This window comes from Ramlibacter sp. MMS24-I3-19 (genome assembly GCF_050320135.1).
Classification (GTDB): Bacteria; Pseudomonadota; Gammaproteobacteria; order Burkholderiales; family Burkholderiaceae_C; genus Ramlibacter.
Map to the genome: position 1 here is coordinate 3,207,111 of NZ_CP190017.1, position 18,213 is coordinate 3,225,323.

An 18,213-nucleotide genomic window follows, 5' to 3' on the forward strand; every position below is an offset into this window, starting at 1 on the left:
ATGAGCGCACCACGAGCACGGGTCGTGAGGCGCCCCGTGCACGGGGTGCTGCTGCTGGACAAGCCCAGGGGCCTGTCGAGCAATGACGCCTTGCAGAAGGCCAAGTGGCTGCTGCGCGCGGAAAAGGCCGGGCACACCGGCACGCTCGACCCGCTGGCCACCGGTGTGCTGCCGCTGTGCTTCGGCGCGGCCACCAAGTTCAGCCAACTGCACCTGGACGCCGACAAGGCCTACGACGCGGTTGCCGTGCTCGGTGTGAAGACCACGACCGGCGATGCGGAAGGCGATGTGATCGCCGAACGCCCGGTCCCGGCCATCACGCCGGCCCAACTGCACGACCTGCAGCGCCGCTTCACCGGTCCGATCCGCCAGTTGCCGCCGATGCACAGCGCCCTGAAAAAGGATGGCAAGGCCTTGTACGAGTACGCGCGTGCCGGCCAGGAGGTCGAGCGCGAGCCGCGCGACGTCACGATCCATGCCCTCGAGCTGGCCCTGGGCGAGGAGGGCGGGTGCGCGGTGCTGCGCTTCAGCGCACGCGTGAGCAAGGGCACCTACATCCGCACGCTGGGCGAGGACCTGGGCGAGGCACTCGGCTGTGGCGCGCACCTGTCCTTCCTGCGCCGCACCGCCACGGGCCCGTTCGACGTGGCGAACTGCACAAGCATCGAGGCACTCGAAGCGATGGACGAGGACGAACGCCTGGCCATGTTGCTGCCTGTCGAGGCGCTGCTGGCCGGCCATGCGCCCGTCACGCTGGGCCCCGACGATGCAGGCCGTTTCCTCTCCGGGCTGCGCCGCCGCGGCGCCTGGCCCGACACGACCGCCGTGGCGGTGTTCGGCACGCAGCCGTCCACGCTGCTCGGCACCGGCCACGTGAAGGCCGGCGAACTGATTCCAGGGCGCCTGCTGAGCCCCATCGACATCCAGCAAATCCTCGGTTCCCAGGAACCCGTTACCCCATGAGCACCAAACAGATCCGCAACATCGCCATCATTGCCCACGTCGACCACGGCAAGACCACCATGGTCGACCAGCTGCTGCGCCAGTCCGGCACCTTCGCCGAGCACGAGAAGGTGGTCGACACCGTGATGGACAACAACGCCATCGAGCGCGAGCGGGGCATCACCATCCTGGCCAAGAACTGCGCGGTCAGCTGGAAGGGCACCCACATCAACATCGTCGACACCCCGGGACACGCGGACTTCGGCGGTGAGGTCGAGCGCGCGCTGTCGATGGTCGACGGCGTGGTGCTGCTGATCGACGCCCAGGAAGGCCCGATGCCGCAGACGCGCTTCGTGACGAAGAAGGCGCTGGCCCTGGGCCTGCGCCCGATCCTGGTGGTCAACAAGGTCGACAAGCCCGGTGCGCGCCCGCAGCACGTGGTGAACGCCGCCTTCGACCTGTTCGACAAGCTCGGCGCCACCGACGAACAGCTGGACTTCCCCGTCGTCTATGCCTCCGGCATCAACGGCTGGACCTCGATGGACGAGGGTGCGCCCGGCGAGCAGTGGGGCCCCGACATGTCGGCGCTCTTCGAGACCATCCTGAAGCACGTGCCGGCGCACGAGGGCGACCCCGCCGCCCCGCTGCAGCTGCAGATCTCGGCGCTGGACTACTCCAGCTTCGTCGGCCGCATCGGCGTGGGCCGCATCAATGCCGGCACCATCAAGCCGATGATGGACGTGCTGGTGATGGAAGGCCCGGACGGCAAGTCGCTCAAGGGCCGCGTCAACCAGGTGCTGACGTTCCAGGGCCTGGACCGCGTGCAGGTCACCGAGGCTGGCCCCGGCGACATCGTGCTGATCAACGGCATCACGGAGATCGGCATCGGCGTGACGCTGACCGACCCGCAGGCCCCGACGCCGCTGCCGATGCTGAAGGTCGACGAGCCGACCCTGACGATGAACTTCTGCGTCAACACCAGCCCGCTGGCCGGCCGCGAAGGCAAGTTCGTCACCAGCCGCCAGATCTGGGACCGCCTGCAGAAGGAACTGCAGTCGAACGTGGCGCTGCGCGTCAAGGAAACCGACGAGGAAGGCGTGTTCGAGGTCTCCGGCCGCGGCGAACTGCACCTCACCATCCTGCTGGAGAACATGCGCCGTGAAGGCTACGAGCTGGCCGTCTCCAAGCCGCGCGTGGTGTTCAAGGACATCGACGGCGTGCGCTGCGAGCCGATCGAGCTGGTGACGGCCGACATCGAGGAGCAGCACCAGGGCGGCGTGATGCAGGCCCTGGGCGAGCGCAAGGGCGACCTGGTGAACATGGAGCCGGACGGCCGCGGCCGCGTGCGCCTGGAGTACCGCATTCCCGCTCGCGGGCTGATCGGGTTCTCCAACGAGTTCCTGAACCTCACCCGCGGCTCGGGCCTGATCTCCAACATCTTCGACAAGTACGAGCCGTTCCGCGGCGACATCGGCGGCCGCAAGAACGGCGTGCTGATCTCGATGGACGACGGCGAGATCTTCACCTACGCGCTGGGCAAGCTGGACGATCGCGGCCGCATGTTCGTGCGCGCGAACGACCCGGTGTACGAAGGCATGATCGTCGGCATCCACAGCCGCGACAACGACCTGGTGGTCAACGCCACGCGCACCAAGCAGCTGACCAACTTCCGCGTCAGCGGCAAGGAAGACGCGATCAAGATCACGCCCCCGATCGAGCTGACGCTGGAGTACGGCGTCGAGTTCATCGAGGACGACGAGCTGGTCGAGATCACGCCCAAGTCGATCCGCCTGCGCAAGCGCTACCTGAAGGAACACGAGCGCAAGCGCGCTCTCCGCGAAGCGGCCTGACCCGGGGCGGCGACCCAGGTCGCCGCCTCTTTTTTTCGCATGAAGCTGTCGCACCCCCAAGCCGTGGTCGGGATGGTGGCGGTGACCCTGATGTGGTCCATCGCCGGGGTCGTCACGCGCCATCTCGAGCAGGCGCGCAGCTTCGAGGTCACTTTCTGGCGCAGCTTCTTCACCGTGCTGTCGCTGCTGGTGATCCTGCCGGTCTTCCAGGGCCGATCGGTGTTCGGCAAGCTGCGCCGCGCCGGCCCTGCGCTGTGGCTCTCCGGCCTGTGCTGGAGCGTGATGTTCACGGCGTTCATGGTGGCCCTCACGCTCACCAGCGTCGCCAACGTGCTGGTGACGATGGCCGTCGGGCCGTTCCTCACGGCGATCGTCGCGTGGCTTGCCATCGGTCATCGCGTGCCCGGGCGCACGTGGCTCGCCATCGTGGTCGCCGGGGCCGGCATCGGCTCGATGTACGCCGCCCAGCTCTCGGGCGGGCGGCTGGCCGGCACGGTCGTGGCCCTGTGCGTGCCGATCGCAGGGGCGTTCAACTGGACGATCACGCAGCGCGCGCACCGCGAGGGACACGACATCGACCTGGTGCCGGCCGTGCTGGTCGGCGCCGCGCTCTGCGCCATGGCCACGCTGCCGCTCGCGATGCCGTTCGCCGCGTCCTGGCACGACATCGGGCTGCTCGCCATGCTGGGCCTGGTGCAGCTGGCGATTCCATGCGCGCTGTCGGTCGTCTGCGCGCGCGTGCTCAAGGCACCCGAGATCGCGCTGCTGGCGCTGCTGGAAGTGATCTTCGGGATCCTGCTGGCCTGGGTCGGCGCCGACGAGGCACCCACGCGGGAGGTGCTGGCGGGCGGCACGCTGGTGATCGGCGCGCTGGTGTTGAACGAACTGGCTGGATGGAGACAACGAACATGAGTGAAGTGGTCGCGGAACGCGTGGGCAGGGCAGGGTGCATCACCCTCAACCGACCGAAGGCGCTGAACGCGCTGTCGCTGCAGATGATCCGGGAGATCACGTCGGCCCTTCTGGCCTGGCAGGACGACGATCGCGTCGAAGTCGTCCTGCTGCGTGGCCAAGGCAAGGACGGTCCGTTCGGGGCGTTCTGCGCCGGTGGCGACATCCGCTTCTTCCATCGCGTGGCCCTCGCCGGCAATCCCGAGCTCGAGGACTTCTTCACCGAGGAATACACGCTCAACCACCTCGCCCACGGCTACCGCAAGCCCTACATCACGTTCCTCGACGGGATCGTGATGGGTGGTGGCATGGGCCTGTCGCAGAGCGTCGCTCGACCCGAGCCGGCGGGCATCGACCATCCCGACGACCGGCAGAGGCCGCGTCCCCAGGCTGCGCGCTCGCGCATCGTGACCGAGCGCACGAAGATGGCCATGCCGGAGACCAACATCGGCCTGTTCCCGGACGTCGGTGGCGGCTGGTTCCTCTCGCGCTGTCCCGGACGGCTGGGCGAATACCTGGCGCTCACGGGCGAATTGCTCGATGGTGCCGAGGCCCTCGAGGCGGGTCTCGCGGATGCGATGCTGCCGGCTGCCGACCTTCCTGCGCTGTGGGAGCGGTTCGCCGCACAGGGTGCAGAAGCGATCCCGCCGCTCCAGCTGGCGCCCTCCGGCAAGCTCACCGCCCTGCGGCCGGAGATCGACCGCGTGTTCGCGCTGCCCACGGTGCGCGACATCGTGCAGGCGCTGGAAGGCAGCGCCACTGAGTGGGCCGCGCACACGGCAGGCCTGCTGCGCAAGCGGTCGCCGCTCATGCTGCATGTGACCCTGGAGCAGGTGCGGCGCGCGCGCGGCATGGACCTGGCGTCGGACCTGCGCATGGAGCGCGACCTGGTGCGGCACTGCTTCCACCTGCGGCCCGGCGTCGCCAGCGAGACGGTGGAAGGGATCCGCGCCGTGGCGATCGACAAGGACCATGCGCCGCGGTGGAACCCGGTGCGCATCGAGGACGTCACGCCGGAGATGGTGGCGCCGTTCTTCGAGAGTCCGTGGCCCTTGCACGCGCACCCGCTGCGCGGGCTTGCCTGATTCGCACGCGCACCCGCTGCGCGGCCTTGCCTGATTTCGCACGCGCACCCGCTGCGCGCGCTCGACCAGGCGCCAGCCTCAGAGCTGCTTGTAGACGGTCTCGGCCAGCGGCAGCAGGTCGGCCCGCGCCATGCGGCCCGCGAGCGCATAACCGAAGCCCTGGTCGATCCAGTAGAAGCTCGACGTCCCGGCTTCGCTGGTGAAGCGGAACGCGGTTTCTGCCGAAGCCTGCGTGCCCGCCTTGCCGGCATCGAGCGCACCGACGTACAAGGTCACGCGCTCGCCCTTGCCGTTCTGGTACATGAACTGCGCGCGTGCACCCTGCTCGCCGGGGAGGAGCCTGCCGCCCACCAGCTCGTAGCCCTGGGCCGCGAGGTCCGGCACCTTGAGCGGCCGCCCCAGGCGCTTGGAGAGCCACTGCACGAGATGTTCCTGCTGCGCGGCCGCCACTTCGACGGGATGCCGCACCTCGGGCGAATACACCACATGCGCGACCACGGCCTGGTGGCCGAACTCGGCCCCGCGCGCCTTGGCCATGACGCTGCTGCCCGGCATGGCATCCCACTGACCGCGCCCCAGCCATCCGGCGCCGATGGCCAGCAGCACGGCCGCGGCCATGCCGCCCCAGCGCTGCCACCGGTCCACGCTCGCGCCGGCCTGTCCTACGGCGCGGGACGCTGCAGCCAGCTCCGGCGGCACCGGCTCGCGCAGCACGTCGAGATGCAGCCCGCGCAGCATGTCGCGCTGGGCCTGCCAGTCCTGCACGGTCTGGGCTGCTTCGGGGTCTGCGGCCAGGCGCGCCTGCAGTGCTTCGCGCTCGGAGGGCGCGAGCCGGCCGTCGACCAGCGCGTGCAGGCTGGCTTCATCGATCGGCGGACTGGAATGGGAGGTCATGGTCATCTCACTTCAGGCGCTTGAGCGGAACCACCGCCGGTGGACCCGCCAGGGTGCCATCCATCAGTTCGCGCAGGCGCGTGCGCGCGCGTGACAGGCGGGACATCACGGTGCCCACCGGCGTGCCGGTGATGCGCGCGACTTCCTCGTAAGTCAGGTCCTGCAACGCCACGAGCAGGAGCACCTCGCGCTGCTCGCCCGGAAGGCGCGACAGGCAGCGCTGCAGGTCCAGCACCTGGTCGGTACTGCCTGCCGGCGTGGCGAGTTCGTGCGCGACATCGTCGATGTCCACCCGCTGGCCTGCCTGCCGCACCGCGCGACGCGCACCGTCGATGAACAGGTTGTGCATCAGCGTGAAGAGCCAGGCGCGCAGGTCGGTCCCGGCCTTCCACAGCTGCCAGCGATCGCACGCGCGTTCCAGCGTGTCCTGCACCAGGTCGTCCGCCGCCCACGCGTCCCCCGTCAGCGAGCGCGCATAGCGTCGCAGCTGCGGGATCTGGGCTTCGAGCTGGAGGGCCTGGGTCGACATGGACGCAGCCTAGCGCAGGCGTGGCCGCCGCGAAACCGGGGCTTCCGGCCACAGTTGCAGGAACACGCCATCCACGAGGGACAGGCTCGAGCGCGCATGGCCTTCGCCGTGTTCGGCGGCCAGTGCCTGCATCAGCGCCGGCCGCAGGTGCCACAGGGAAGCGCAGTCGCCGGCGCAATGCAACCGCAGGCGGAGCAGGGCCGACTCGATGCTGCGCGAGGCCTGCAGCTGTCCCAGCATGGCCAGCCGCAGCTTGCAGGCCGGATCGGCCGAAGGCAGGACGGCGGCGCTCATCGCACGGCGGTCCCGCAGGCGGGGAAGGGGTGGCGGACAGTGGACATGGGCGGCTCCGGGCGTTGGACCTCACCCCATCAACGTCGGGCCATGCCGGTTTATTCCGGCTGGGCCGACGAGCGTCAGCGGTTGCGCGACTTCATGGCGCGCTCGACCTCCCGCTTGCCCTCGCGGTCCTTGATGGTGTCGCGCTTGTCGTGTTCCGCCTTGCCCTTGGCCAGCGCCACCTCGCACTTGACGCGGCCGGACTTCCAGTGGAGGTTGATGGGCACGAGGGTGTAGCCCTTCTGCTCCACCTTGCCGGTGAGGCGCCGGATCTCGTCCTTGTGCAGCAGCAGCTTGCGGGTGCGCACGGCATCGGGGCTGATGTGCGTGGACGCGGTGCGCAGCGGGTTGATCTGCAACCCGATGATGAACAGCTCTCCCTTGCGGACCACCACGTAGCCCTCGGTGAGGTTCACCTTGCCGTCGCGCAGGGCCTTCACTTCCCAGCCCTCGAGCACCATGCCGGCCTCGAACCGCTCTTCGAAGAAGTAGTTGAAGGCCGCCTTCTTGTTCTCGGCGATGCGTGCGGCGCTGTCCTGTTTTTGGGCCATGGCTGACAGATGGGGAGCGCAGGCCGTCTCTACAATCCCGCGGAACCCGCGATTGTCGTATGAAAACCGTCCACCGCTCCGTCCTCATCTGGTACAGCGCGGACGAGATGTTCCGGCTGGTCACCGACGTCGCGCAGTACCCCAAGTTTCTGCCGTGGTGCGACCGCGCCACGGTGCTCGAGCAGGACGAGCACGGCATGCGGGCCGAGATCGGCATCTCGTTCGGCGGCATCCGCCAGAGCTTCACCACGCGCAACGACCACGTTCCGGGCCGCAAGGTGTCGATGCGCCTGCTGGATGGACCATTCTCGAACCTCGACGGCCAGTGGTCGTTCAATCCCGTGGGCGACGCGGGACAGCGCGCCTGCAAGGTCGAACTGGACCTGAACTACGGCTTCAAGAACGCGGCGCTCGCGGCCGTGGTCGGTCCCGTGTTCGACCGCATCGCCGGGACCCTGGTGGACGCCTTCGTCAAACGCGCCGAGCAGGTCTATGGCTGAGGCGTCGCTACGCATCGTGGTCGTGCACTCGCCTGGTCCGCGCCAAGTGGTGGAGCAAATCGTGAGCGTCGCAGCCGGGACCACCGTGGCCGATGCCTTGCGCCTGGCCGGCGTCCAAGTGCCGGCCGATGGCGAGGTGGGCATCTGGGGCCGCCGTGCGGCCTTCACGCACGCGCTTCGCGACGGCGACCGGGTGGAAGTCGCGCGCCCCTTGCGCGTGGACCCGAAGGTCGCGCGCCGCGAGCGGTTCCGCAAGCAGGGAAGTCGGGCAGCAGGCCTGTTCGCCGGGCGCCGGCCGGGATCGAAGGCTGGGTACTAGCGGCCTGCGCCGCCCGAGTCAGGCGCAGTCGCGCGCGATGATGTCCTGCATCCGCTGGCCTTCTGAGGCGCGCTGGTTGTCGTCGAGGACTTCGCGCTCGCCCTGGGTGTTGACGCGCGACAGGCGGATGCCCGAGTCGAGCGTGGCCTTGGCTTCACGGGCGCGCTTGCAGTTGTCGGCCTTCGCTTCCGCCATCGCGGCGTCCTGGGCCTTCTTCTTCTCGGCCTCCGCGGCCTCGGCCTGCTTCTTGCGCGCCTCGAGTTCCTTGTCCCTGCCGGTCACCTTGAGCACGCCGGGCGCTTGCGTGGACGCGGCTGCGGGCGCTTCTGCGGCGGGGGCCGGGTCTGCCGCGGGCATGCGGCCGCTGGGCGCCTTGAGGACGTTCTTCGCGGGAATGTCCGGCGGCGGCGACTGGTCGCTGTAGACCTTGTGGCCGCTCTTGTCGATCCACTGCCACTGGGCCATGGCCGAGAGCGGCAACACGCAGGCGAGGGCGAGGGTCAGGGCGCGGGCTGCAGTCATGCGGCCAGTGTAGCGGTCAACTCGACAGCTGCGGTTGCCCCGAGCCATGACGCCCGCGCAGTCCGTCACACGCCCGGGCGCCACGGCCGCCAGCGGAAGGGCGATGTGGGCCGCTCGCTACAATTCATCTTTTGGAGCTCTGACATGCGCCTTCTTGGCAAAGCGCTGACCTTCGACGACGTGTTGCTGGTCCCGGCGTTCTCCCAGGTCCTGCCCAAGGACACTGGCCTTGCGACCCGCCTGTCCCGCAACATCCCGCTGAACCTGCCGCTCGTGTCCGCGGCCATGGACACGGTGACGGAAGCGCGGCTGGCCATCGCGATGGCGCAGGAAGGCGGCATCGGCATCGTCCACAAGAACCTCACCGCCAAGCAGCAGGCCGCGGAAGTGGCGCGCGTCAAGCGCTACGAGTCGGGCGTGCTGCGCGATCCGGTGGTCATCACGCCCAAGCACACCGTGCGCGAGGTGTCCGCCCTGTCCGAGCAGCTCGGGATTTCCGGATTCCCCGTGGTCGATGCCGGCAAGGTCGTGGGCATCGTCACCGGCCGGGACCTTCGGTTCGAGACGCGCTACGAGCAACCGGTCACCGAGATCATGACGCCGCGCGAGAAGCTGATCACGGTGCGCGAGGGCACCAGCCCGGCCGAAGCGAAGGCATTGCTGAACAAGCACAAGCTCGAACGCCTGCTCGTGGTGAACGAAGCCTTCGAGCTCAAGGGCCTGATCACCGTCAAGGACATCACCAAGCAGACCAGCTTTCCCAACGCTGCACGGGATGCGTCCGGGCGGCTGCGTGTCGGCGCCGCCGTCGGCGTGGGCGAGGGCACGGAGGAGCGCGTGGAGGCGCTCGTCAAGGCCGGCGTCGACGTGATCGTGGTCGACACGGCGCACGGCCACAGCAGGGGCGTGCTGGACCGCGTGCGCTGGGTGAAGAGCAACTACCCGAGCGTGGACGTCATCGGCGGCAACATCGCCACGGGCAAGGCGGCGCTCGCACTGGTCGAGGCTGGAGCCGACGCGGTCAAGGTCGGCATCGGCCCGGGCTCCATCTGCACGACCCGCATCGTCGCCGGTGTGGGCGTACCGCAGATCACCGCCATCGACAACGTCGCCACCGCACTGGCAGGCACCGGCGTGCCGCTGATCGCGGACGGCGGCATCCGCTACTCCGGCGACATCGCCAAGGCCATTGCCGCGGGCGCGAGCACGGTGATGATGGGCGGGATGTTCGCCGGCACCGAAGAGGCGCCGGGCGAGATCGTGCTGTACCAGGGTCGCAGCTACAAGAGCTATCGCGGCATGGGTTCCATCGGCGCCATGCAGCAGGGCAGCGCGGACCGCTATTTCCAGGAAGCCAGCAGCACCAACCCCAACGCCGACAAGCTGGTGCCTGAAGGCATCGAGGGACGCGTGCCGTACAAGGGTTCGCTGGTGTCGATCGTGTACCAGCTCGCCGGCGGCGTACGGGCGGCCATGGGGTACTGCGGCTGCGCGAGCATCGACGCGATGCGCGAGCAGGCCGAGTTCGTCCAGATCACGGCGGCGGGCATGCGCGAGAGCCATGTCCACGACGTGCAGATCACCAAGGAAGCGCCGAACTACCGCGCCGACTGAGCTCCGCCGCATCCCAAAACGGACCAGAATCTTCTGGTCCTTTTTTGTGTCCGCCACTACAATCTGGCCAGATTCATTTCAGGTCGAGCCAGAATCTCATGCAGACGGTCCCCATCCACCAAGCCAAGAGCCAGCTGTCCGAGCTGATCCGCGCGGTCGAGCAGGGTGAGGAAGTCGTCCTCACCCGCCACGGCAAGCGGGTGATCCGCCTCATCAAGGAACCGGAAACGGAGCAGCCCAGCATCGAAGCACGGCGGCAGGCGATCACGGCGGAACTGGAAGCCTTGCGGACCAAGGTCGGCTCCGCCGGCCCCGGCTTCCAGGAGCTGTGGGAGGAGCACAAGCGTGAGCGCGGCGCGGCATGGATCGACGATCCGGAGGGTGCACGTGCTGGTCGTTGATGCCTCCGCCTTCGCGAGCTGGGCGTTCCCGGATGTGGGCGGCAACAAGGTGGCGCAGGCCCTCATCCGCGTGATGGCGGAGGAGGAGAGTGCCACCAGCGCCGCCATCTTCCCGCTCGAGGCGCTGCATGCGGCCGGCCGCTCCCTGGCCCGTGGCCGCTTCACGCCCAGCGTGCACCAGCACGTGCTGCGTCTGCTGAGCAGGCTGCCCGTGGCGCTGGCGCCGCTGCGGGTGTCGCCCCTGGAATTCTGGAACTGGGCCCGGTCGCTCGAACTCACCCCCTACGACGCCGCCTACCTGAAGGTGGCGATCGACCTGAAGGCGCCCCTTGTCACCATGGACCGCGCACTCCAGCGCGCCTGCCTGCAACTGGACCACCCCCTGATCACGGACCTGCCCTGACATGCAACACGACAAGATCCTCATTCTCGACTTCGGCTCGCAGGTCACGCAGCTGATCGCCCGCCGCGTGCGCGAGGCCCACGTCTACTCCGAAGTGCATCCCTGCGACGTCACCGACGCCTGGATCCGCGACTACGCCGCGGATGGTCGCCTCAAGGGCGTGATCCTCTCGGGCAGCCATGCCAGCGTGTACGAGGAGACCACCGACAAGGCGCCGCAGGCCGTGTTCGAGCTGGGCGTGCCGGTGCTGGGCATCTGCTATGGCATGCAGACCATGGCCCACCAGCTGGGTGGCAAGGTCGAAGGCGGCCACAAGCGTGAGTTCGGCTTTGCCTCCGTCCGGGCCCGTGGCCATACCGAGCTGTTGCGCGACATCGCCGACTACACAACGCCGGAAGGCCACGGCATGCTGAACGTCTGGATGTCGCACGGCGACAAGGTCGTGGAGATGCCGCCGGGCTTCAAGCTGATGGCGTCGACCGAGAGCTGCCCGATCGCCGGCATGGCCGACGAGGCGCGGCGCTTCTACGCCATCCAGTTCCATGCCGAGGTCACGCACACGGTGCAGGGCCACGCGATCCTCGAGCGGTTCGTGCGCGGGATCTGCAACGCCCGCCCCGACTGGGTGATGCGCGACCACATCGCCGAGGCCGTGGCGGCGATCAAGCAGCAGGTCGGCGACGAGGAGGTGATCCTCGGCCTGTCCGGGGGCGTCGATTCGTCGGTGGCTGCAGCGCTGATCCATCGCGCGATCGGCGACCAGCTCACGTGCGTGTTCGTCGACCACGGGCTGCTTCGCCTGAATGAGGGCGACATGGTGATGGACATGTTCGCGGGCAAGCTGCACGCCAAGGTGGTGCGGGTCGATGCCAGCGCGCTGTTCCTCGGCAAGCTGGCCGGCGTGAGCGACCCGGAGGCCAAGCGCAAGATCATCGGTGGCCTGTTCGTCGACGTGTTCAAGGCCGAGGCCGCGCGGATCAAGCAGACCCATGCGCGCCACGTCGCCTGGCTGGCGCAGGGCACGATCTATCCGGACGTCATCGAGTCGGGCGGTGCCAAGAGCAAGAAGGCGGTCACGATCAAGAGCCACCACAACGTGGGTGGCCTGCCCGAGCAGCTGGGTCTGAAGCTCCTGGAGCCGCTGCGCGACCTGTTCAAGGACGAAGTGCGTGAGCTGGGCGTGGCCCTTGGCCTGCCGCCCGAGATGGTCTACCGCCACCCGTTCCCGGGGCCCGGCCTGGGCGTTCGCATCCTGGGCGAGGTGAAGAAGGAGTACGCCGACCTGCTGCGGCGGGCCGACGACATCTTCATCCAGGAGTTGCGCAACTTCCGCGACGAGAAGACCGGCAAGTCCTGGTACGACCTCACCAGCCAGGCGTTCACCGTCTTCCTGCCGGTCAAGAGCGTGGGCGTGATGGGCGACGGCCGCACCTACGACTACGTGGTGGCGCTGCGCGCGGTGCAGACCAGCGACTTCATGACGGCCGACTGGGCGGAGTTGCCGTATGCGCTGCTGAAGAAGGTCTCGGGCCGCATCATCAACGAGGTGCGCGGCATCAACCGCGTGACCTACGACGTCTCCAGCAAGCCGCCGGCGACGATCGAGTGGGAATAGCGCGCCGGCACCGCTACAGTGGCGCCATGTACCAGCCGCCGCAGTTCATTGCCAAGGACCCGCAGATCGCACTGGACGTGATGCGGGCGTATCCGTTCGCCAGCCTGGTCTCCTGCGACGACGACGGGCTGCCCTTCGTCACGCACCTGCCGCTGCACCTGGAGCAGAAGGGGGACGAGGCGGTCCTGTGGGGGCACTGCGCCAAACCCAACCCGCATTGGCGCTACCTGCAGCAACGGCCGCGCGCGCTGGTCACGTTCATGGGGCCGCACGCCTACCTGTCACCGAAGGTCTATCCCGACCTGCAGCGCGTGCCGAGCTGGAACTACCTGGCCGTGCATTGCACCGTGGAGGCGCGGCTGGTGGAGGAGGGCGAGGGCAAGGACGCCCTGCTGAAGCTGCTGATCGGCGACCACGAGCCGGCGTATGCGGCGCAGTGGCGCGGCCTGGATGCGGAGTACACGCGCAAGATGCTGGCCGGCATCGTCGGCTTCGAGCTGCGGGTCACGGAATTGCAGTGCAAGGTCAAGCTGAACCAGCATCGGCCCGAGTCGCATGACGCACTGCATGCAGCGTACCGGGCAGGCGGCGAGCAGGAGCGCGAGCTGGCCGGCTGGATGGAACGGATCGGCATGGTGAAGGAGGGGTGAGATGCGTGCAATGGTCAGTCTCTTGGGGTTGGTGATCGTCGTGGCCATCGTCGGCCTGCTGGCGAAGAAGCAGATGACTGCCGTGGCTCCCGCGCCTGCGGCGGTGATCCCCGGGCAGCCCGCGGCAGCGACGCCGCAACAACAGGTGCAACAAATGCGCCAGGCTGCCGAAGCCGCGCTGCAAACGCCGCGCGCGATGCCGGACGACAGCAACTAGGCGGGCTGGCGTGAGTGACGCGGCCTTCATGCGCGAGGCGCTGGGCCAGGCACGGCTCGCGCTGGAAGCCGGCGAGGTGCCCGTCGGTGCCGTGGTCGTCCGCGATGGCGTGGTGATCGGACGCGGCCACAACCATCCCGTCAGCGGGCACGATCCCACCGCCCATGCCGAGATCGCGGCCTTGCGACAGGCCGCCTTGGCGCTGGGCAACTACCGCCTCGACGGGTGCGAGCTGTACGTGACGCTCGAGCCCTGCGCGATGTGCACCGGTGCCATGCTGCACGCCCGCCTGCAGCGGGTGGTCTTCGGTGCGACCGACCCGAAGACGGGGGCCGCCGGTTCGGTGGTGAACCTGTTCGAGCAACGCCGACTGAACCATCACACGCAGGTGCAAAGTGGCGTGCTGGCCGGCGAGTGCGGTGCGCTGCTCTCCAGGTTCTTCGCCGGACGGCGGGCCCGGGCACGCGATGCGTCGCAGCCCTTGCGGGACGACGCGGTTCGCACGCCGCATGCACGCTTCGACGGCCTGCCCGACTACCCGTGGGCGCCGCACTACGTGGCCGACCTCCCGGCCCTGGCCGGCCTTCGCATGCACTACCTGGACGAAGGGCCGCGAGACGCGCCGCTCACCTGGCTGTGCCTGCACGGGAATCCGTCCTGGAGCTACCTGTATCGCAAGATGCTGCCGGTGTTCCTGGGCGAGGGGCACCGGGTCGTCGCGCCGGACCTGGTGGGCTTCGGCCGGAGCGACAAGCCGAAGAAAGAAGGGGCGCACAGCTTCAGCTGGCATCGCGAGGTGCTGCTGCAGTTCGTCGAGCGCCTCGATCTGCAGAACATCCTGCTCGTCGTGCAGGACTGGGGCGGCCTGCTCGGCCTCACGCTGCCGATGGCGGCGCCTCACCGATACCGGGGGCTGCTTGTGATGAACACGATGCTGGGCACGGGCGACGTTCCGCTGAGTGCCGGATTCCTCGCCTGGCGCGAGATGTGCGCGCGCAATCCCGAGTTCAGCGTCAGCCGCCTGTTCGCCCGCGGCAATCCACACCTCGCGCCCGACGAATGCGCGGCGTACGACGCACCGTTCCCCGACCGGGGACACCGGGCCGCCCTGCGTGCGTTCCCGGCCATGGTTCCGGAGACGGCGGATGCGGACGGCGCGGCCATCTCGCGCGAGGCACGTGAGTTCTGGCGCACGCAATGGAGCGGGCGCAGCCTGATGGCGATCGGCGCGCAGGACCCGGTCCTCGGCACGCCCGTGATGGAGAACTTGCGCGCCGTGATCCGAGGGTGCCCCGAGCCCATGGTTCTCGCGGACGCCGGACACTTCGTGCCGGAGCATGGCGAGGCGATCGCGAGGAGGGCGGTGGGATACTTCCGCCCGTGACGAGCAAGCACATCTACATCTATTCGCCCTCCAGCGCAGTGCGCGACAAGGCCGCCGTGCGCCGGGGCATCCAGAGGCTGCGGGCGATGGGCCATGAGGTCGAGATCGACCCGGCGGCCTTCGCCACGCACATGCGGTTCGCCGGTGACGACGACACGCGGCTGGAAGCGATCCATCGGGCGGCCGCCAGTGGCGCCGACATTGCGCTCACCACGCGCGGCGGCTACGGCCTCACACGGCTGCTGCCGCGCATCCGCTACAAGCAGCTGGCCAAGGCCATCGAGCGCGGCACGCAGTTCGTCGGCCTCAGCGACTTCACCGCCCTCACGAGCGCATTGCTCGCGGAGACTGGTGCTGCAACGTGGCAGGGCCCGGCCATCGGCGAGGACTTCGGCGTCGAGACCGAACCCGACGAGATCATGCAGGCCTGCTTCGACGACCTGGTGGAAGGCCAGGGCGAGGGCACCGGCTGGCGCCTGCCTGCCGCCGAAGCTGCCGCAACCTTCCGGGACGTGAACGGCATCCTTTGGGGCGGCAACCTCTCGATCCTGGCTGCCCTGGTGGGCACGCCATGGATGCCGCGCGTCAAGGGAGGCATCCTGTTCATCGAGGATGTCGGCGAGCACCCGTACCGGGTGGAACGCATGCTGTCCCAGCTGCTGCACGCGGGCGTGCTGGGCGAGCAGAAGGCCATCGTGTTCGGTCAGTTCACCAACTGGAAGCCGGTGCCGCACGACAAGGGCTACAAGCTCAAGACGGTGGTGGACTGGCTACGGACCCAGGCGAAGGCGCCGGTATTGACTGGATTGCCGTTCGGGCATGTGCCGACCAAGGTGCTGCTGCCGGTCGGGACGCCGGTGCACCTGGCGGTGGACGGGCGAGACGCGTTCATCGTGTGGGGCCACCGGCACTAGGCTGGCGAGGATCGCCGGCGCTCAGCTGACCAGCGGACTCGGGCGCGAAGACAGGCCTCCCGGCAGCAGGCCCTGGAACAACTCGCTGACCTCGCGCAGGCGTTCACGCGCGATCGCTTCCCCGTACATCGATGCGACAGCGGCCATCAGGTCGCCTCGCAAGTACCACAGCCCCTGCAGCTCGCCTGCGTAGCGGATGCGCCGTGTGAGTTGCGGGAAGCGCGAAAAGCCGCCATGGCCCAGCAGCTCCAACATGGAGGTGCGGATGTCCTCCGTGCCGACATCCAGGGTCGATTCGGTGGGATCGACGGGGTGGCCAAGGAGACCGTAGAGATTGGCGCGGACGCTCGATTTCAACCAACGCATGTGTCTGTACTGGTCCGTGACGGACACTTTTGACCGTGGGGATGACAAGTTACGCGTCCACGCGGCGAATTCCAACCGTTGAGTGGCGAACCATTTCACGCCCTGGCTCAGCAAAATCAAAGACTTGGTAACGAAACGTCAAGCTCGGTCTCGACATCTTGTGACAAGTACATCGTTGGTATGCAAACGCGCTTCCGCCGTCGTCTCAGAGGAGAGCGGCTCTCGTGGATGCTGCTCCCGCACACGCTCGGAGTTGATTTGACATAACAATCATCGTATCTATTTATATCGACACACCGAACTCACCATTTCCCAGGCGGCTGGCTGCGCTGGACTGCCTGCTGGATCAACGCCACGGCATCGGGCCGGTTCGCCTTCAGCGCGAAGTCCAGCGCGGTCATTCCCAGCTGGTTCTTCATCGCCGTGTCCGCGCCGGCGTCCAGCAGCAGCTTCACGGCGGCGGTGCTGCCGTACATGGCAGCCATCATCAGTGGCGTCGTGCCATTGGGCGACTGGGCGTCGATGAACGCGTAGTGCTCCAGCAGCAGTTCCATGACCTCCAGGTGGCCGCCGGTGGCTGCGTAATGCAGCGGCGCCCAACCTGGCTTGTTGACGTCGGCATCGCGGTCGATCAGGCGCTTTGCCAGCGCAGTCTGGCCCTTGAGGGCCGCCATCATCAGCGGGCTCTCGTCCTTGGCGGTACGTACCTCGACGTTGGTCTTGGGCCAGTCGACCAGGACGGCGGCCACCTTCGGGGCCGGCTCACGCAGCGCCAGATAGAGTCCGCTGAGCCCGTCAGGGCTGGGCGTGTTCGGGTCGAAACCGCGCTGCAGGAGCTCGCTCACGGTGGCGGCGTCATCCTGCTTGATGGCACTGAAGAAGTCGTCGTAAGAGCCTGCATTGGCAGACGAAAACCAAGCTGCAGCAAGGAGATACGCAGCAAACCTCAGGTACTTCCTCATGCCGCCATCCCGCGAAAGAGCCGCTCGAAATTGCGGCTGGTCTGCTCGGCAACAGTCTCGACGGGCACGCCGCGCACCAGTGCGATCGACGCTGCCACGTGCGGCACGTACGACGGGTTGTTGGTCTTGCCGCGGTAGGGCACCGGGGCAAGGTAGGGACTGTCGGTTTCGATCAGGTACCGGTCCTCGGGCACGAACGCCGCCACGTCGCGCAGGTCGGCCGCGTTCTTGAACGTCACGATGCCGGAAAACGAGATGTAGAAGCCCAGGTCCAGCGCGGCCCGGGCCACTTCGGCGGTTTCCGTGAAGCAGTGGAAGACGCCGCCAGCGCTGCGCGCGGAGGCATCCTCGCCCTCCTCCTTCAGGATCGCGAGTGTGTCGGCCGAAGCCGAGCGCGTATGGATGATCAGCGGCTTGCGACAGGTCTGGGCAGCCCGGATATGGGTCCGAAAGCGCTGGCGCTGCCACTCCAGGTCGCCCACCGAGCGGCCGCCCTTGCGCTCGTCCATCTGGTAGTAGTCCAGACCTGTCTCGCCGATCGCGACGACCCGCGGCCGCCCTGCCCGATCCAGCAGATCCTGCACCGACGGCTCCTGGACACCTTCGTTGTCCGGATGCACGCCCACGCTGGCCCAGAAGTTGTCGTAGCGGATGGCCAGGGCGTGGACAGTCTCGAACTCCTCGAGCGTGGTGCAGATGCAGAGGGCGCGATCGACCCCGGCCTGCGCCATGGCGGCGCGGATCTCGTCCAGGTTCTCGGACAGCTCAGGGAAGCTCAGGTGGCAATGCGAATCGACGTACATGCCGTCGATGATGCCAGCGCCGCCGGCGGCGGCTTCAGATCGTCTGGGTGGGGCGCTCGGACGCCAGGTGCCCGCCGAGGATCTCCTCGATGCGGACCTTCAGCAGCTTGGACTTCTCGTCGGCCGGGAAACGGACGCCGACACCCTGGGTGCGGTTGGCTGCGGCGCGGGCCGGGGTGACCCAGGCCACCTTGCCGGCCACAGGATAGCGCTGCGGATCTTCGGGTAGCGTGAGCAGCACGTAGACGTCGTCGCCCAGCTTGTAGTCGCGCGTGGTCGGGATGAACACGCCGCCGTCGGAGAACAGCGGAATGTAGGCGGCATACAGCGCCGCCTTTTCCTTGATGGCGAGCTGGATGACGCTGGGGCGCGGAGTGGAGGGAGCGGCGGTGCTCATGGGTG

At 68.2% G+C, this 18,213-nt stretch carries 23 protein-coding genes; 14 read left to right on the forward strand and 9 right to left on the reverse strand.

The window, feature by feature from the left end; genetic code table 11:
• The 4 genes from truB to ACPWT1_RS16000 are packed head-to-tail and all read left to right on the forward strand — an operon-like array spanning position 1 to position 4,828.
• A complete protein-coding gene (truB, locus tag ACPWT1_RS15985) occupies positions 1-963 on the forward strand; it encodes a tRNA pseudouridine(55) synthase TruB (RefSeq protein ID WP_427912132.1) in 963 nt (320 codons plus the stop codon).
• Positions 960-2,792 carry a translational GTPase TypA gene (typA, locus tag ACPWT1_RS15990; RefSeq protein ID WP_427912133.1) on the forward strand — a complete coding sequence of 611 codons (1,833 nt, stop codon included), beginning with the start codon at positions 960-962 and terminating at the stop codon, positions 2,790-2,792. Before truB ends, typA begins: the two co-directional genes overlap by 4 nt.
• 39 nt (positions 2,793-2,831) lie before the next feature.
• Positions 2,832-3,704, forward strand: coding sequence for a DMT family transporter (locus ACPWT1_RS15995; protein WP_427912134.1), 873 nt, complete (start codon positions 2,832-2,834; stop codon positions 3,702-3,704).
• The gene (locus ACPWT1_RS16000; RefSeq protein ID WP_427912135.1) at positions 3,701-4,828 is read left to right on the forward strand and encodes an enoyl-CoA hydratase/isomerase family protein; all 1,128 of its coding nucleotides are present in this window, start codon (positions 3,701-3,703) and stop codon (positions 4,826-4,828) included. The genes ACPWT1_RS15995 and ACPWT1_RS16000 overlap by 4 nt, the downstream gene beginning before the upstream one ends.
• Before the next feature lie 78 nt (positions 4,829-4,906).
• On the opposite strand, the gene ACPWT1_RS16005 is transcribed toward ACPWT1_RS16000, so the two are convergent.
• The 4 genes from ACPWT1_RS16005 to smpB form a co-directional block, all read right to left on the reverse strand.
• On the reverse strand, positions 4,907-5,722 hold the full coding sequence (locus tag ACPWT1_RS16005) for an anti-sigma factor family protein (RefSeq protein ID WP_427912136.1): 816 nt from the start codon (positions 5,720-5,722) through the stop codon (positions 4,907-4,909).
• Positions 5,723-5,729: 7 nt separating this feature from the next.
• Positions 5,730-6,251 carry a sigma-70 family RNA polymerase sigma factor gene (locus ACPWT1_RS16010; protein WP_427912137.1) on the reverse strand — a complete coding sequence of 174 codons (522 nt, stop codon included), beginning with the start codon at positions 6,249-6,251 and terminating at the stop codon, positions 5,730-5,732.
• Positions 6,252-6,260: 9 nt separating this feature from the next.
• A complete protein-coding gene (locus ACPWT1_RS16015; RefSeq protein WP_427912138.1) occupies positions 6,261-6,545 on the reverse strand; it encodes a hypothetical protein in 285 nt (94 codons plus the stop codon).
• Positions 6,546-6,667: 122 nt separating this feature from the next.
• Positions 6,668-7,141: an SsrA-binding protein SmpB gene (gene smpB / locus ACPWT1_RS16020; RefSeq protein ID WP_427912139.1), complete on the reverse strand. Its 474-nt coding sequence runs from the start codon at positions 7,139-7,141 to the stop codon at positions 6,668-6,670.
• Between the two features lie 59 nt (positions 7,142-7,200).
• On the opposite strand from smpB, the gene ACPWT1_RS16025 reads away from it, so the two are divergent.
• On the forward strand, positions 7,201-7,641 hold the full coding sequence (locus ACPWT1_RS16025) for a type II toxin-antitoxin system RatA family toxin (protein ID WP_427912140.1): 441 nt from the start codon (positions 7,201-7,203) through the stop codon (positions 7,639-7,641).
• Positions 7,634-7,960, forward strand: coding sequence for an RnfH family protein (locus ACPWT1_RS16030; protein WP_427912141.1), 327 nt, complete (start codon positions 7,634-7,636; stop codon positions 7,958-7,960). Before ACPWT1_RS16025 ends, ACPWT1_RS16030 begins: the two co-directional genes overlap by 8 nt.
• Before the next feature lie 18 nt (positions 7,961-7,978).
• Here the strand turns inward: ACPWT1_RS16030 and ACPWT1_RS16035 are convergent, their stop codons facing one another.
• Positions 7,979-8,482: a DUF4124 domain-containing protein gene (locus ACPWT1_RS16035; RefSeq protein WP_427912142.1), complete on the reverse strand. Its 504-nt coding sequence runs from the start codon at positions 8,480-8,482 to the stop codon at positions 7,979-7,981.
• Between the two features lie 144 nt (positions 8,483-8,626).
• On the opposite strand from ACPWT1_RS16035, the gene guaB reads away from it, so the two are divergent.
• The 8 genes from guaB (at position 8,627) to ACPWT1_RS16075 (ending at position 15,680) form a co-directional block, all read left to right on the forward strand.
• Positions 8,627-10,096: an IMP dehydrogenase gene (gene guaB / locus ACPWT1_RS16040; RefSeq protein WP_427912143.1), complete on the forward strand. Its 1,470-nt coding sequence runs from the start codon at positions 8,627-8,629 to the stop codon at positions 10,094-10,096.
• Positions 10,097-10,194: 98 nt separating this feature from the next.
• Positions 10,195-10,497, forward strand: coding sequence for a type II toxin-antitoxin system Phd/YefM family antitoxin (locus ACPWT1_RS16045; protein WP_427912144.1), 303 nt, complete (start codon positions 10,195-10,197; stop codon positions 10,495-10,497).
• A complete protein-coding gene (locus ACPWT1_RS16050; protein ID WP_427912145.1) occupies positions 10,484-10,900 on the forward strand; it encodes a type II toxin-antitoxin system VapC family toxin in 417 nt (138 codons plus the stop codon). The genes ACPWT1_RS16045 and ACPWT1_RS16050 overlap by 14 nt, the downstream gene beginning before the upstream one ends.
• Position 10,901: 1 nt before the next feature.
• Positions 10,902-12,515 (forward strand): glutamine-hydrolyzing GMP synthase, encoded by a 1,614-nt coding sequence (gene guaA / locus ACPWT1_RS16055; RefSeq protein ID WP_427912146.1) that lies wholly within the window; start codon positions 10,902-10,904, stop codon positions 12,513-12,515.
• A 26-nt stretch (positions 12,516-12,541) separates the two neighbouring features.
• Positions 12,542-13,165: an FMN-binding negative transcriptional regulator gene (locus ACPWT1_RS16060; RefSeq protein WP_427912147.1), complete on the forward strand. Its 624-nt coding sequence runs from the start codon at positions 12,542-12,544 to the stop codon at positions 13,163-13,165.
• A gap of 1 nt (position 13,166) precedes the next feature.
• Positions 13,167-13,382, forward strand: coding sequence for a hypothetical protein (locus ACPWT1_RS16065; RefSeq protein WP_427912148.1), 216 nt, complete (start codon positions 13,167-13,169; stop codon positions 13,380-13,382).
• 10 nt (positions 13,383-13,392) lie between these two features.
• On the forward strand, positions 13,393-14,766 hold the full coding sequence (tadA, locus tag ACPWT1_RS16070) for a tRNA adenosine(34) deaminase TadA (RefSeq protein WP_427912149.1): 1,374 nt from the start codon (positions 13,393-13,395) through the stop codon (positions 14,764-14,766).
• Positions 14,763-15,680, forward strand: coding sequence for an LD-carboxypeptidase (locus ACPWT1_RS16075; RefSeq protein ID WP_427912150.1), 918 nt, complete (start codon positions 14,763-14,765; stop codon positions 15,678-15,680). The genes tadA and ACPWT1_RS16075 overlap by 4 nt, the downstream gene beginning before the upstream one ends.
• Positions 15,681-15,701: 21 nt before the next feature.
• Here ACPWT1_RS16075 and ACPWT1_RS16080 read toward each other — a convergent pair whose 3' ends face one another.
• The 4 genes from ACPWT1_RS16080 to ACPWT1_RS16095 all read right to left on the reverse strand — a co-directional run bounded on the left by ACPWT1_RS16080 (position 15,702) and on the right by ACPWT1_RS16095 (position 18,208).
• Complete coding sequence (locus tag ACPWT1_RS16080) at positions 15,702-16,145, reverse strand: hypothetical protein (RefSeq protein WP_427912151.1); 444 nt, start codon at positions 16,143-16,145, stop codon at positions 15,702-15,704.
• Positions 16,146-16,348: 203 nt separating this feature from the next.
• Positions 16,349-17,008 carry an ankyrin repeat domain-containing protein gene (locus ACPWT1_RS16085; protein ID WP_427912152.1) on the reverse strand — a complete coding sequence of 220 codons (660 nt, stop codon included), beginning with the start codon at positions 17,006-17,008 and terminating at the stop codon, positions 16,349-16,351.
• The gene (locus tag ACPWT1_RS16090; protein WP_427912153.1) at positions 17,005-17,811 is read right to left on the reverse strand and encodes a TatD family hydrolase; all 807 of its coding nucleotides are present in this window, start codon (positions 17,809-17,811) and stop codon (positions 17,005-17,007) included. The genes ACPWT1_RS16085 and ACPWT1_RS16090 overlap by 4 nt, the downstream gene beginning before the upstream one ends.
• Positions 17,812-17,845: 34 nt before the next feature.
• Complete coding sequence (locus ACPWT1_RS16095; protein ID WP_427912154.1) at positions 17,846-18,208, reverse strand: PilZ domain-containing protein; 363 nt, start codon at positions 18,206-18,208, stop codon at positions 17,846-17,848.
• Positions 18,209-18,213: the final 5 nt, after the last annotated feature.